This is a genomic window from Pseudoclavibacter sp. JAI123 (genome assembly GCF_013409665.1).
Classification (GTDB): Bacteria; Actinomycetota; Actinomycetes; order Actinomycetales; family Microbacteriaceae; genus Pseudoclavibacter.
This window is the reverse complement of record NZ_JACCCM010000001.1, coordinates 2,429,795-2,443,368: the sequence shown is the minus strand read 5'-3', so window position 1 is coordinate 2,443,368 and position 13,574 is coordinate 2,429,795. Positions and strand designations below refer to the sequence as shown.

Below are 13,574 nucleotides of genomic sequence, written 5' to 3'. Positions count from 1 at the left end.
TGACTCTCTCCGGGGTGGGTCGGCGGCTGGGCGGGGAAGTCGAGCTCTGCCGCTACCAGCGGGGGCTGGCGACGGTGTAGTCGGGCTGGAAGCGCTGCATGTAGCCCGTGTCGTCTCGTTGCGAGATGCCGCTCTCGAGGAACTGCTCGTGCAGCTTCGCGAGGCCGTCCTCGTCGAGCTCGACGCCGAGGCCGGGCCCGGTCGGCACGAGCACCGAGCCGTCGACGAAGGAGAGGTCGTGGGTGACGACGTCCTCGTCCGGCTGCTTCCAGGGCCAGTGCGTGTCGCACGCGTAGCTGAGCGACGGCGTCGCGGAGGCGAGGTGCACCATCGCCGCGAGGCTGATGCCGAGGTGCGAGTTGGAGTGCATCGACAGGCCCCAGTCGAGCGACTCGGCGAGGCCGCCGAGGGTGCGCGACCGGGTGAGGCCTCCCCAGAAGTGGTGGTCGGACAGCACGATGTCGATGGAGCCCTGCTCGACGGCGGGCTTCACGTCGGCGAAGCTCACGACGCACATGTTCGTGGCAAGGGGGAGGGTCGTGCCTCGGCGCACCTCGGCCATGCCGGCGAGGCCCGGGGTGGGGTCCTCGAGATACTCGAGCGACGATTCGAGGGCCTTCGCGACGCGCAGCGACGTCTCGACGCTCCACGCGGCGTTGGGGTCGAGGCGCAGCCCGAGGTCGGGGAAGGCGTCTGCGAGGGCGAGGATCGCGGCGATCTCCTGGTCGGGTTCGAAGACGCCGCCCTTGAGCTTGAGCGCGGAGAAACCGTAGCCGTCGACGAGCTGGCGTGCCTGCTCGACGATGCCTTCTGGGCTCAGCGCCTCGCCGAACTCGTCGGCGCCGGCGCCGGGGTGGCCGGCCCACTTGTAGAACAGGTAGCCGCTGAACGCGACCTCCGGGCGGATCGCGCCGCCGAGGAGCGAGCTCACGGGCACGCCGAGGATCTTGCCCTGCAGGTCGAGCGCCGCGACGTCGAAGGGGGAGAGGACGCGGTCGGCCGTGCTTGAGCCGGTCACCATGCCGCTCATGCCGTGGCCGCCCTGCGAGGTGTCGGCCGCGAGCGCCTGCGCGACCGCGAAGCGCAGGCGGTTGGTGTCGAAGACGTTGATGCCGACGACGGCATCCGCCGCGAGGGCCAGGCGGTGCAGGTGGGGTGCATCGCCGTAGGTCTCGCCGAGTCCGGTGAGGCCCGAGCGGGTCGTGACCTGCACGATCGCGCGGAGCGCGTACGGTTCGTGCACGCCGACGGTGTTCAGGAGGGGCGGGTCCTTGAAGGCGACCGGCGTGATCGTGACGGCGGCGATCTCGTTCTGCGGGTTCCGGTCGAAGGCCGCCGCCGCGGCGGCAGTCGAAGTGGACGCGAACTCGGATGCGGTCGTGGATGCGGTGGACGTGCTCTGCGCGGTCATGTCGTCTCCCTGTGTTCGTCGTTGAACGAGGTGTGTTCGTCGTTGCGGGCGAGCGCGCCCGGTTGCGCTTCGTCAGCGCAACCGGGTGCGCTCAGGCTCAGGCGACGGGGGTCGCGACGCGGTCCTGCTCGGCCGGGGTGGCCGCGCGCTTCGCGAGGAGGGCCCTGGTGTCGTCGATGAGCTTCTTGAGCTCTTCGACGTGCTCGGGCTTGGCGTCGATGAGGGGCGCGCGCACGTGGCCGGCGTTGATGCCGGCGAGCTTCGTGGCTTCCTTGACGAGCGACACGGCGTACCCGGGGACCGAGTTCCTGAGGCGCACGAGGGGGTGGTAGAAGCTGCGGTTGAGCTCGGCGAGGCGCTCCTTGTCGCCGGATTCGACGGCGTCGAAGAACGCGAGGGCGATGTCGGGGGCGAACGCGAACGACGCCGAAGAGTAGAGGGGAACGCCGATGGCCTTGTACGCCTCCTGGGCGATCTCTGCCGTGGGGAGGCCGTTGAAGAAGAGGAAGTCCTCGCCGCGCGACTGGGTCTCGTCGGTGACGGAGCGCACGATGCGGGACATGAGGTCGATGTCGCCCACGCCGTCCTTGAGGCCGATGACGTTCGGGATGCGGGAGACGGCGACGGCGGTGTGCTCGTCGAACCGGGCCGTGCTGCGGTGGTAGACGATCACGGGCAGCGTCGTGGCACCCGCGACCTGCTCGACGTAGGCGACGAGGCCTTCGCTGGGGCCGGTGACGAGGTATGGCGGGAGGAGGAGGATGCCGTCCGCTCCGACTGCCTCGGCGCTGCGCACCTGCGCCTTGGCGTCGGCGAGCGTCCCGCCGGCCCCGGCGAACACCGGCGTGGCCTTCTTGGTGGTCGTGACGGCCGTGTCCACGACGGTCGTGTACTCGTCGAGGCTCAGCGCGTGGAATTCGCCGGTGCCGCAGGCGATGAAGATTCCGCCCGGCTCATGGGCGAGCCCCTGTTCGAGGTGCTGCGCGAGGGCTGCGACATCGACGGCATCGTCGGCCGTGAAGGGGGTGACCGGGAAGAAGAGGATTCTGTCGAGCACGTCGATCTCCTTAGTTGCGTGTCTCCGCGGTGCGTCGTTGCACGGTGCGGCTGTTCCGAGTTGGTTGCCCGGCTATCTGCGACGCTATGGTCTTATGGATGCGCAAACAAACTAAAGTGTGGATGAATCAATGTTGGGAGTGAATTGATGTTTACCCTCGTTCAGCTCGAGTGCTTCGTCGCGGTCGCCGAGGAGCTGCACTTCGGCGCGGCCGCCGAGCGCCTCCGCATGACGCAGCCGCCCATCAGCCGCCAGATCCAGCAGCTGGAGCGCGAGCTCGACACGCAGCTGTTCGTCCGCACGAGCCGCCGTGTCGCGCTCACCGAGGCCGGGCGCACCCTCCTGCCGAGCGCACGCAAGCTCATCGACCTCTCGGCGAAGGCCGCGGCCGATGTCCGCGCCGTCGGAGAGGGGGCGACCGGCACGCTGACCGTCGGGTACACGGCGGTCGCGGCCCACAGCGTGCTGCCCAAGCTGCTGCGGGCGGCGGCGGAGGAGCTGCCCGGGCTGCAGCTCATCCTGCAGGAGTCGGTGACCGTCGACCAGATGGACGAGCTGGAGCGCGGCACGGTCGACATCGGCCTCCTTCGTCCCATGCGGGACCGCCCAGGCGTCCAGTCGACGACGGTGCTCACCGAGCGCCTGGTGCTCGCCCTCCCGCGGGGGTCGCGGCTCGCGGAGTTCACCGGGCCCATCTTCCTGAGCGACCTCAACGATGAGGCGCTCCTCATGTACTCGCCCGGCGGGGCTCGCTACTTCCACGACCTGCTCCTCAGCATGTTCGTCGCCTCGTCCAGCCACCCGCGCATCGTGCAGTACGCGGGCCAGGTGCCTGCACTGCTTGCGCTCGTGAACGCTGGCATCGGCGTCGCGCTCATCCCCGAGTCCGCGACGCAGCTCGCGCCCGACGGCGTCATCTGCCGGCCGGTTGCCGACGGTGACCGGTCGGAGCCGTACAACCGCGTGCATCTCGACATCGCGTGGCGGGAGGACTCCGACAACCCGCTCGTAGCGGCGGTCGTCGAGCTCATGCAGCGCAACGCGTGAGCGCGGCCTCGGACGGCATTGATGCTCAACGCGCATCCGGTCATGCCGAATACGCTCTCGATCGAATGGATGCGGCTCCTTAGAGTGGCAATACGGCGTGGCCCAAGCCACGCGTGACCACTCAGCGCGGCGATGGAGGCGGAGCTATGAACCAGGTGACGGTCGAGACGTGGGAAGTGATCCCGGTCGCGGGCCACGACAGCATGCTGCTGAACCTCAGCGGAGCCCACGCGCCCCTCTTCACTCGCAACCTCGTGAAGCTCACCGACAGCGAAGGACGCGTCGGCATCGGCGAGGTCCCCGGCGGGGAGAGCATCCGATCGACGCTGATCGCCTCGGCTGAACTCATCGTCGGCAAGCCCGTCGCCGACTACCGCGCGATCCTGCGCCGCATCCACCAGGAATTCGCGTGGCAGGACAGCGCCGGCCGCGGCGCCCAGACCTTCGACCTCCGCACGACCGTGCACGTCGTCACCGCCTGGGAGTGCGCGCTCCTCGACCTCCTCGGGCAACAGCTCGGCCTGCCGATCTCGTCGCTCCTCGGCGACGGCAGGCAGCGCGAGGCCGTCGACGTGCTCGGCTACCTCTTCTTCGTCGGCGACCCCGACGCGACCGGACTCGACTACCTGCGCGGCGACGACACGAGCGACGCGTGGGGCACGGTGCGCCGCGAGCGCGCCCTCGACAGCGAGGGGGTCGTGCGGCTCGCGAAGGCCGCGCAGGAGCGCTACGGCTTCCGCGACTTCAAGCTCAAGGGCGGCGTGCTCGAACCGGCCGTCGAAGCCGCCGTCGTCACCGACCTCGCCGCCGAGTTCCCGGATGCGCGCATCACGCTCGACCCGAACGGCTCCTGGCCGCTCGCCGAGGCGTTGCGCCTCGGCCCCGACCTGAAGCGCGTGCTCGCGTACGCCGAGGACCCGGTCGGCGCGGAGAACGGCTACTCGGGACGCGAGGTGATGGCGGAGTTCCGCCGCGCCACGGGGCTGCGAACCGCCACGAACATGATCGCGACCGACTGGCGCGAGCTGGGGCACGCGATCCGCTCGCAGGCCGTCGACATCCCGCTCGCCGACCCGCACTTCTGGACCATGAGCGGTTCCGTGCGCGTCGCCCAGCTGTGCGACGAGCTCGGCCTCACCTGGGGCTCGCACTCGAACAACCACTTCGACGTGAGTCTCGCGATGTTCACGCACGTCGCAGCGGCGGCCCCTGGAACGCCGACGGCGATCGACACGCACTGGATCTGGCAGGACGGCGAGGAGCTCACGACGGCCGCACCCAAGATCGAGGACGGCGTCATCCAGGTGCCGACGGCACCCGGCCTCGGCGTCACGCTCGATGACGGCGCGGTGAACCGCGCTCACGAGCTTTACCTGAGCCTCGAGAACTCGGCGCGCGACGACGCGTTCGCGATGAAGACCTTCATGCCCGAGTGGGCATTCCACCCGAAGCGGCCCGCCCTCATCCGCGCCTAGCGGACGCGGCACAGGCACCCCAGAGCAACCAATCCAACACGACGAGGTGTGAGAATGGACCAGCGAATGACGCAGCAGCAGCTCCAGGCCGACGAACTGGCCGCGACGGCCGGCCAGGCCGGAAGCCGGGACGAGGTGGCCCCGAATGGCGAGGCCCTCAACGGCCAGGCTCAACCCGATCAGGTTCGATCCGATCAAGAAGTGGAGAAGGCCATGCTCCTCTCGGTGCGCGATCTCTGCATCTCCTACGGCATCGGCGGACGCGCCGTCGATGCCGTGAGGAACGTCTCGTTCGAGCTGTACGCCGGCGAGGTGCTCGCGGTCGTCGGCGAGTCCGGCTCCGGCAAGAGCACGGTGGCCCACGCGCTCATCAACCTCCTCGCACCGAATGCGACGGTCACCTCGGGAGAGATCAAGTTCGACGGGGAGCCCATCCAGGGGTTCAGCGACGCGCAGTGGCGCGGCATCCGCGGTCGGCGCATCGGCCTCGTCCCGCAGGACCCGGCCCTCTCCCTCAACCCGACGACGAAGGTCGGCGCCCAGGTCGCCGAGCCGCTCCTCATCCACGGACTCGCGAGCCGCAAGGACGCGCACGCCGAGGCAGTGCGACTCCTCGACATGGCAGGCCTCACCGAGCCGGCGGCCCGTGCTCAGCAGTACCCGCACGAGTTCTCGGGTGGCATGAAGCAGCGCGCGCTCATCGCGACGGCGCTGGCAGGTCAGCCGGAGATGGTGATCGCCGACGAGCCGACCAGTGCCCTTGACGTGACAGTGCAGAAGCAGATCCTCGACCACATCGACGGGCTCGTGAAGGAGCTCGGGACCGCCGTGCTCATGATCACGCACGACCTCGGAGTCGCGGCCGACCGTGCCGACCGCATCATCGTGATGCGCAAGGGCGAGATCGTCGAGACGGGCACGGCCGACGACGTCATGCTCCGCCCCCAGCACGACTACACGAAGAAGCTCCTGCGTGCCGCGCCGAGCCTGCACAGCCACGAGGCGCGCACCGTGCTCGTGACCGACAAGGCGACGGGCAAGGCGTCGAGTCGAGCGGCGGATGCGCGTGCTGGGGCTCCCGACATCACCGCGCCGCTGCTGCGGGTCGAGAACCTCACCAAGGAGTTCGCGCTTCCCGGCGGGCGCGGTGGCAAGCGCACGCTGACCGCGGTCGACGACATGAGCTTCGACCTGCACCGCGGCGAGACGCTCGCGGTCGTGGGGGAGTCCGGCTCCGGCAAGAGCACGACGGCGCGCCTCGTGCTGCGCCTCGAGAAGCCGACCTCCGGCCGCATCGTCTTCGACGACCAGGACATCACCGACCTCGAGGGTGAACGGTTGCGAGCCCTTCGCCGCAGGTTCCAGATGGTGTACCAGAGCCCGTACGCGTCACTGAATCCCCGCTTCTCCATCGAGCAGCTCATCGCAGAGCCCCTCGTCTCGTTCAAGCTCGGCGACTCGAAGTCGCGAGCCAAGCGGGTGCGGGAGCTGCTCGACCAGGTCCAGCTGCCGCAGCTGTTCCTGAACCGCGGCCCGGACGAGCTGTCCGGCGGGCAGCGCCAGCGCGTGGCGATCGCGAGGGCCCTTGCCCTCGAGCCCGAGTTCATCGTGCTCGACGAAGCAGTCTCGGCGCTCGACGTGTCGGTGCAGGCGCAGATCCTGGACCTGCTCACTGAGCTGCAGCAGGAGAACGACCTCACCTACCTGTTCATCACGCACGACCTCGCCGTCGTCGCGCAGATCTCAGACCGGGTCGCCGTCATGAAGAACGGCGTGCTCGTCGAGCTGGGCAAGACCGGCGACATCCTCATGAAGCCGCAGGAGCCCTACACGCGCAAGCTCATCGACGCCATCCCCGGTCACGGAAGCTCGCACGCCGCGTAGGCTCGGCGCCTATGGGCGAGGCGAGCGGGGCAGGAGGAGGTGCCGCCGGGGGTGCTGGCAGCACGACTGGCGGGACGAGCAGTGGGGTCGATGGTCTGGCGGTCGGCGACGAGTACTCCGACGAGGAGCGCTGGCTCGTCGTCAAGGGCCGGCGCTGGCGGCGCACCGATCCGAGTCTCCCCACCGACGTCGTCGAACGGCTGAAGTCGCATCTCGGCCGCGGGCGATCGGGCGTGGGTGCTGCGAAGCGTCGGGGCGACGACTCCGCGGTGGCGGCGTCGCGCAAGCGCGTCGGGCTCGCGAAGCACGGGCTGGGCGAGCGCGGTCCGCGCTGGTGGGAGGAACCGGAGGCGGCTCGACTCGAGCGGGCCCGGGAGGCGCTCGCTGAGCTCGACGAGCTCGACCGGACGACCCCGGAGAGCGTCTGACGCTGCCGATCGCGGCGGGTCGCTCGGGCACATGATCGACCACCAGTGTTTACACCCAGGAAACTCCGTTCACTCGATACTTGGTTCATGAGCACAGAATTCATGAGCACCGATGCCGTGGCCACCGCCGTTCCACCGTTCCGCGTGACCCCGGACTTCTGGTCACAGCTGCCCAGGATGCCGCTCGAGCAGTACCCGGGCACTGAGGGCTACATCGCCGACGTCTACTCGAACCCGGACGACTCCGCCATGTCGGCCGGCTACTTCGCCCTGACCCACAGCGACGCCCCGCTCGACTACTTCTACGACTACGACGAGATGAAGGTCGTCATCTCCGGCACGTTCCGGCTCGAGAACGTCGACACCGGACAGGTGTCGTATGCCGGCCCGAAGGACGCGATCTTCTTCCCGAAGGGGTCGCGCATCCTCTTCAGCACCGAGGATTCGGCGCTCGCGTTCTACGTCGGCCACCGCTCCGTCGCTCCCTGACGATCATGGCGATGTCCACCATGCAACCGGCCGAGGTCGGGCCGGGCGTGAGCGCAACCGCCACCAGTTCAGCTCGATGGCGGCAGCTGCTCGAAGCGGGGAACCAGCAGGCGACCGACTCCGGATGCGACGCGGTCTGCCCAGCGCGCACCATGACGTTCGTGGTCGGCACAGCGCCAGATGGCGGGGTGCCCGAACGCGGTGCTCCCAACGAGTCAGGGCCAGGCGACACGACTTCCAGCGACTCCTGGCCCGCCGAGACGGCGCGGTCGACGTCCGGTGACACGGTGCCGGTCGAGCTCGAGGACGCGACCTCGGCCGCGTCGGGAGCCCGGATCCTCGAGGCGCTCCGGGCCGCGCGCACGGGGTGGCGGTTCCGAGTCGTCGGCGACGAGCTCGCGCTCGGCGCGCTGCGGGCCATCCTGCACGACGCCGGCGTGCTCGACGAGGAGATCGAGTTCGCGCTCACGGCCCCGGAGCCAGGCGTCGCCGAGGTCCTCGTGCACTGCGGACACTGCCAGGCGAAGACGAGTGCGCCGACAGGCGGAAGCGTGCCGTGCTCGGGATGCGGCCTGCACCTCACGGTCTACCCCCACTTCTCGCGCAGCCAGGGTGCCTACCTCGGGTACTTCGCTGAGGCCGAGGTTGCTGAACCAGACCTGGATGCCGGTATCCGGACCAGGAACATCGCGCCAGAGCGCAGCCAGAGCGAACCGGTGCTCGCGTGACCGGCGCTCCCGCAGCCGACGCTGCGACGACCCGCCGTCCTGCTGCCGGCGCCGCGCTTCACCTCGTCGTCTCCGGCATCGCGGAGCTGAGCAGGGGCGTCCGCTCGTTCACGCTTCGCGACCCGCGGGGCCGTTCCCTTCCATCCTTCGCGCCGGGCAGCAGCATCGCGGTGCAGCTCGGCGACGGCGGCCGAAACTCGTACTCGCTGACCGGCAGTGGGCGGCGCCCAGACCACTACGCGATCTCGGTGCGCCTCGACGACGCGGGCCGGGGCGGCTCGAAATGGATGCACGGCCTCAGCGTCGGCGACGAGGTGACGGTGAGCGTCCCATCCAGCGCGTTCCCGCCTGTGCTCGCGGCACGCCACCACCTGCTGATCGCGGGCGGCATCGGGGTCACCCCGATCCTCTCGCACGCCAGGGCCGCGGCCGAGTGGGGGCGTTCCTTCGACGTGGTGTACGCGTACGGGGAGGGCGGGGGAGCGCACCGGGATGAACTGGAGCGCCTGAGCGGGGGCCGCCTGACCGCCTGCGCGAGCCGCGCCGCCTTGCACACGCACCTCGCGGCGGCCCTGCTCGACCAGCCACTCGGCGCGCACCTCTACGTCTGCGGTCCGGTCGCCATGATCGACGCGGTGCAGGCAGCCGCTCGCGCGGCCGGCTGGCCCGAGGCGCGCCTCCACGCAGAGGCGTTCACCCCGCCCGCCCTCGACCCGGGCGAGCCATTCGAGGCGCGGCTCCTGGGCCTCGGTCGGACGATCCGAGTCGAGTCCGGCGTCACCTTGCTCGATGCGCTGCTCGCCGAGAACGTGCCAGTGCCGAACCTGTGCCGGCAAGGCGTGTGCGGCGAGTGCCGCGTCGCCGTCCGCGCGCCGTCCGGCTCCCAGTGCGCTGACGCGCGCGGCCCCGCGGGGATCGACCACCGCGACAGCTTCCTCACCGATGAGGAGAAGGACCGCGGCGACTGCCTCATGCCGTGCGTCTCCCGCCCGAGAGGCGAGATCCTGGAGATCGAACTGTGACCGCATCCGCCACCGGCAAGGCCGACCATTCCGTCGCCGTCGCCGGCTTCCCGTTCCCCTTCCCGAAAGAGACCTACCGCTACAGCACCAACGTGGAGCCGGCCTCGGTGCCGCGGCCGACGGCGGCCGGCTCCTGGGGTGAGCATCCGGTCGACATCGACCACTGCTATGGCGATGAGCTCGCCGAGCGGGCACGCATCCTGAGCGCCGACCCGTCACGTCTGCAGTGCCTGCCGCACATGGTGCCAGCCGCGTGGGATGCGATGTTCGTGCTCATGGAGCAGCTCGCAGACGCGTACCCGCAGCACATGAGCCTCACCAGGGAGGGCGGCGGCTGGCACTGGCACAACGGTCTCCTCGGCATCGACCGGTGCTTCGCGGTCGGCGAGACCTCGTCGATGCCCGAAGGGCCCCTCGGGTTCATCGACCAGCAGCTGCAGGAGGACGTCGTGCTCCTCGACCAGCGTGACGGGGAGCTGTGGGCCGACGCCGGCCTCGTGACGTTCGCCGCGGACTGGTCGTTCGGGTTCGATGTCGGGATGTCGTTCCTCGAGATCCACGGACCGGTGCCGCGTGTCCACGACGAAGGGGTCATCCCACGGGCGCAGGCCTTCATCATGCGGCTCGAGCCCGGGCAGAGCTACCGGCGCACGAACTGGACACTGACCGTCGACGGCAAGCTCGACACGTCGACGGAGACGTACCCGCAGTGGGGTCCGGACCGGACCTCGCTTGTCGACGGCCCGCTCGTCGCGGTCGGCGACAGGCTGCACCTGCGGACCGAGGTGCAGCACCTCATCCGCCTCCCCGAGTCGAACGCCATCATGTTCCTGATCCGCAGCTACCTGCTGCCGTTCGCGGCCCTGGCGACCGTGCCAGAGTGGGCGGCGAGAACGGTGGAGGTGCTCGAGGAGCTGCCAGCCGACATGGCCGAGTATAAGGGAGTGACGCGCACCCGCGAGGTGGGCATCAGGTGGCTGCGCGAGTACGGGGGAGTCTGCGAGGGGAGCGCGGCGGGGGCGGCGTGATGCTGGTGCTCTCGCCGCGGGTCGGGGCGCTCCCGTTCCTGTGTAGCCTGGCCGACATGGCTGATGCAGCGCAGGTCCCGAGCGAGCGGGAGCACGGGGTTGGACGTGAGCGCGCTCCCGGGCACGACGCTGAGGGCAATGGCGAGGACAGGCCAGAGGACTCGGCTGTGGACTCAGCCGCCCCTACCGCGGCGGAGCCGCTCGAGCTGACGCAGCAGGAGCGGGCCGAGGCCACGCTGCGCTCCATCATGTCCGGTGGCAATCTCACCGCCGAGACGATGAAGCTCTCGAACGACTTCACCGACCGTCACGTGTCGCGGCTGAAGTCGCTCTTCCGTCGCGCGAAGTAGGCGGCGTCTCGAGCCTCGGCTGCCCTCGCGGAGCGCCGGGTGCGCTCGCACAGCGCCGCGTGCCTCACACGAGCAGGTAGACGGCACCGGCGATCGTGAGCACCAGGACGATGCGGTCGAAGAGCTGCTGGCTCAGCCGCGGGGCGAGCCAGCGCCCGAGGAATGCGCCGCCGATGAGGAGCGGAACGAGCAGCAGGTCCAGCACGAGGGTGCTCGGCGTGATGAGGCCCAGCCCGATCGAGAACGGCAGCTTCGCGATGTTGACGATCGTGAAGAACCAGGCGGCCGTTCCGAGGAACGCCTTGACGGGGAACTTGGCGGCGAGGAAGTACATCGCCATGACGGGACCGCCGGCGTTGGCGACCATCGTCGTGAACCCGCCCAGCGATCCGTAGCCGCCACGTGCGATCTTGGCGGCGCGATCGCTCGGCGTCTCCGGGGTGCGGTAGCGGCGCCACACGGTGATGGCGACGAGGATGAGCAGGATGATGCCGATGACGCGGCGCACCCAGTCGTCGTCGGCGAAGGCGAGGAAGGCGGCGCCCGCGAGCAGGCCGACCGCGACTGCCGGGATGAGCTTGACGAGCGTTGACCAGTCCGCGTGGCGGCGATACGTCCACAGCGCGAACATGTCGCCGACGATGAGCAGCACGAGCAGGGCCCCGGTCGACTGCTTGGCGGGGAGCACGGCCGCGAAGGTCGCGACCGACAGCGTCGTGACGCCTGGCAGTGCCGTCTTCGAGATTCCGACGGCGAAGGCGGCCACTGCGAGCAGGACCCATCCGAAGGTGGGGAGTTGGGGGATCAGCTCGGGCACCTGTCGAGTCTAGGGCCGGGGCCGTCCTTGTCCTGTCGTGACGACAAGCGCGGTGCTGGCGGGGATGGAATCGGTCCCGCCACGCCTCGAGTGTCGGCACGCGCGGCTCGTCGTCACGCGGGGCTCGTCGTCACGCGCGGTCGAGCTCTTCCGGCCACGGCGGGTTCGCGCCAGCGCGGGCCACAGTGACGGCGGCGCTCTGCGCGGCTGTCGCGAGGGCAGCATCCACCCAGGAGTCGTCGAAGGTGCTGCCGTGAGCGCCACCGAGGATCACCCTGCGGATGTTCGGGGTGGAGACGGCGTGGAGGAGGCCCGACATGAAGGCGTCGCCCGCGCCGACCGTGTCGACGACTCGGACGGCCGGGGCCGGCACGGTGAACTCGCGCTCGGCCGTGCGTGCGAGGGCGCCGTCGCCGCCGCGCGTCATGAGGGCGAGGCGGGCGCCGAGCTCGGTGAGGCGAAGGAGCACGTCGGAGGGGCTCAGCTGTGGGTACAGCCAGGCGGCGTCCTCGTCGCTGAGCTTCACGACGTGGCTGAGGGCGACCAGGGCCTCGACGCGTTCGACGACCGCCTCGCGCTCGCCCATGATGGCCGCGCGCACGTTGGGGTCGTAGCTCGTGAGGATGCCGCCGCGGTCCCTTGCCTCCTCGAACACGGCTCGGACGACTGCGCCTCCGGGGTCGACGACCGCGCCGATGGACCCCGTGTGCAGCACGTCGACGCGCGTGAGATCTGGCGTGGGCAGCGAGAAGTCGAGATCGAACTCGTAGCTCGCGCTGCCGTGCTCATCGAGGGTGGCGCTCGCGGTCGAGGTGCGCTCGCCGTCGAGCGCGCCATCGACGAGTTCGACGCCGGACTCCGCGAGGTGGGTGATCACCAGCCCGCCGAGCTCGTCGTCGGCGAGCCGCGCGGCGAGCTGAGAGCGGTGGCCGAGCCGGGCCAGGCCGACGGCGACGTTCATGGGGGAGCCTCCCGGGAGGGCCCGCCCCTCTGGGGAATGCTCGTCACCGGGCAGCAGGTCGACAAGCGCCTCGCCGATCACGAGCGCGCTCGCCAGCTCGCTGCCCGCGGCGTCGTTCTGCGTGTCTGCGGCGGATGCTGCGCGTTCGTTCATGAGATCGCCTCCGGTTCGATGTCGCGACCGCTCAGCCAGAGGAGCAGGTCGATGGCGGTTCCCCGGACGGAGGGGCCCTCGCCGAGCGCGAGGGGCTTTCCATTCGCTGTGACCGCGTCGGTTGCGACGAGTCTGCGGCCGGCGGCGAGTTCGTGTCCGCCGCCCATCGAGACGGGGGTCTTGCGCTGATGAGCGATCGCGGCGAGGACGGCGTCCTGCGGATAGTCGTGGGCGATGCCGAGGGGGCGGCGAATGTCCTCACCGTGCACGATGGCCTCGACGTAGCGCGTCGCGGCCGGCGTCGGCGCGCTCGACGTGCGGTCCGCGACTTCACCGAATCGGACGAGCGTGTCGAGGGGATGCGCTCGACGCTCCGCCTCGACTCCTCGCTGGTTGAGGGCGTCGAAGTCGAAGCGTGCGGCCGTGAGCTGCGCGACGAAGCCGAGGCGAGTCGTCGTCGCGTCGTTGACCAGGTGCGCGAGGACGTCGTGCACCGTCCACCCCGTGCAGAGCGATGGGGTGCCCCAGTCGGCGTCGTCGAGGTTGCGGAGGTCGGCGATGAGCGCCGCACGCTCCGCGTGCACGATGCGCCAATGGGCTCCCGGTCGACTCACAGCCCTGACGCTACCGCGTCGACGTCCCGTCGGCGAGCCGTGGGCGCGCCTGTGAAGTCAACCCCGCGCATCCGAGGGGCCTTCCTTCGTAGCCTCGAGGCGTACCCCCG

General features: G+C 70.1%; 14 protein-coding genes. 9 read left to right on the top strand and 5 right to left on the bottom strand.

What is annotated here, in order from left to right:
- Positions 1–52 precede the first annotated feature (52 nt).
- Both HDC34_RS11475 and HDC34_RS11470 read right to left on the bottom strand, forming a co-directional pair.
- Positions 53–1,411 carry an enolase C-terminal domain-like protein gene (locus HDC34_RS11475; RefSeq protein ID WP_179556927.1) on the bottom strand — a complete coding sequence of 453 codons (1,359 nt, stop codon included), beginning with the start codon at positions 1,409–1,411 and terminating at the stop codon, positions 53–55.
- Between the two features lie 97 nt (positions 1,412–1,508).
- The gene (locus HDC34_RS11470; protein WP_104311686.1) at positions 1,509–2,468 is read right to left on the bottom strand and encodes a 5-dehydro-4-deoxyglucarate dehydratase; all 960 of its coding nucleotides are present in this window, start codon (positions 2,466–2,468) and stop codon (positions 1,509–1,511) included.
- 147 nt (positions 2,469–2,615) lie between these two features.
- On the opposite strand from HDC34_RS11470, the gene HDC34_RS11465 reads away from it, so the two are divergent.
- The 9 genes from HDC34_RS11465 (at position 2,616) to HDC34_RS11425 (ending at position 10,919) form a co-directional block, all read left to right on the top strand.
- Positions 2,616–3,515 carry a LysR family transcriptional regulator gene (locus tag HDC34_RS11465; protein WP_104311687.1) on the top strand — a complete coding sequence of 300 codons (900 nt, stop codon included), beginning with the start codon at positions 2,616–2,618 and terminating at the stop codon, positions 3,513–3,515.
- 146 nt (positions 3,516–3,661) lie between these two features.
- Positions 3,662–4,990: an enolase C-terminal domain-like protein gene (locus HDC34_RS11460; protein ID WP_179556926.1), complete on the top strand. Its 1,329-nt coding sequence runs from the start codon at positions 3,662–3,664 to the stop codon at positions 4,988–4,990.
- A 66-nt stretch (positions 4,991–5,056) separates the two neighbouring features.
- Positions 5,057–6,874: an ABC transporter ATP-binding protein gene (locus tag HDC34_RS11455; RefSeq protein WP_257023107.1), complete on the top strand. Its 1,818-nt coding sequence runs from the start codon at positions 5,057–5,059 to the stop codon at positions 6,872–6,874.
- A 95-nt stretch (positions 6,875–6,969) separates the two neighbouring features.
- Positions 6,970–7,302, top strand: coding sequence for a biopolymer transporter Tol (locus HDC34_RS11450; protein ID WP_179557175.1), 333 nt, complete (start codon positions 6,970–6,972; stop codon positions 7,300–7,302).
- 87 nt (positions 7,303–7,389) lie between these two features.
- The gene (locus HDC34_RS11445) at positions 7,390–7,791 is read left to right on the top strand and encodes an ethanolamine utilization protein (protein WP_218854962.1); all 402 of its coding nucleotides are present in this window, start codon (positions 7,390–7,392) and stop codon (positions 7,789–7,791) included.
- Between the two features lie 11 nt (positions 7,792–7,802).
- Complete coding sequence (locus HDC34_RS11440; RefSeq protein WP_179556925.1) at positions 7,803–8,519, top strand: dimethylamine monooxygenase subunit DmmA family protein; 717 nt, start codon at positions 7,803–7,805, stop codon at positions 8,517–8,519.
- Positions 8,516–9,541, top strand: coding sequence for a PDR/VanB family oxidoreductase (locus tag HDC34_RS11435; RefSeq protein ID WP_179556924.1), 1,026 nt, complete (start codon positions 8,516–8,518; stop codon positions 9,539–9,541). Before HDC34_RS11440 ends, HDC34_RS11435 begins: the two co-directional genes overlap by 4 nt.
- Positions 9,538–10,569, top strand: coding sequence for a DUF3445 domain-containing protein (locus tag HDC34_RS11430; protein ID WP_308807318.1), 1,032 nt, complete (start codon positions 9,538–9,540; stop codon positions 10,567–10,569). The genes HDC34_RS11435 and HDC34_RS11430 overlap by 4 nt, the downstream gene beginning before the upstream one ends.
- 56 nt (positions 10,570–10,625) lie before the next feature.
- Entirely contained in the window at positions 10,626–10,919 is a 294-nt protein-coding gene (locus tag HDC34_RS11425) for a hypothetical protein (RefSeq protein ID WP_179556922.1), read from the top strand.
- A 64-nt stretch (positions 10,920–10,983) separates the two neighbouring features.
- Here the strand turns inward: HDC34_RS11425 and HDC34_RS11420 are convergent, their stop codons facing one another.
- From HDC34_RS11420 to HDC34_RS11410, 3 genes are all read right to left on the bottom strand, one after another.
- Positions 10,984–11,736, bottom strand: coding sequence for a sulfite exporter TauE/SafE family protein (locus tag HDC34_RS11420; RefSeq protein ID WP_308807317.1), 753 nt, complete (start codon positions 11,734–11,736; stop codon positions 10,984–10,986).
- Between the two features lie 130 nt (positions 11,737–11,866).
- Positions 11,867–12,850 carry a carbohydrate kinase gene (locus HDC34_RS11415; RefSeq protein WP_179556921.1) on the bottom strand — a complete coding sequence of 328 codons (984 nt, stop codon included), beginning with the start codon at positions 12,848–12,850 and terminating at the stop codon, positions 11,867–11,869.
- The gene (locus tag HDC34_RS11410) at positions 12,847–13,464 is read right to left on the bottom strand and encodes a maleylpyruvate isomerase family mycothiol-dependent enzyme (protein ID WP_179556920.1); all 618 of its coding nucleotides are present in this window, start codon (positions 13,462–13,464) and stop codon (positions 12,847–12,849) included. Before HDC34_RS11410 ends, HDC34_RS11415 begins: the two co-directional genes overlap by 4 nt.
- Positions 13,465–13,574: the final 110 nt, after the last annotated feature.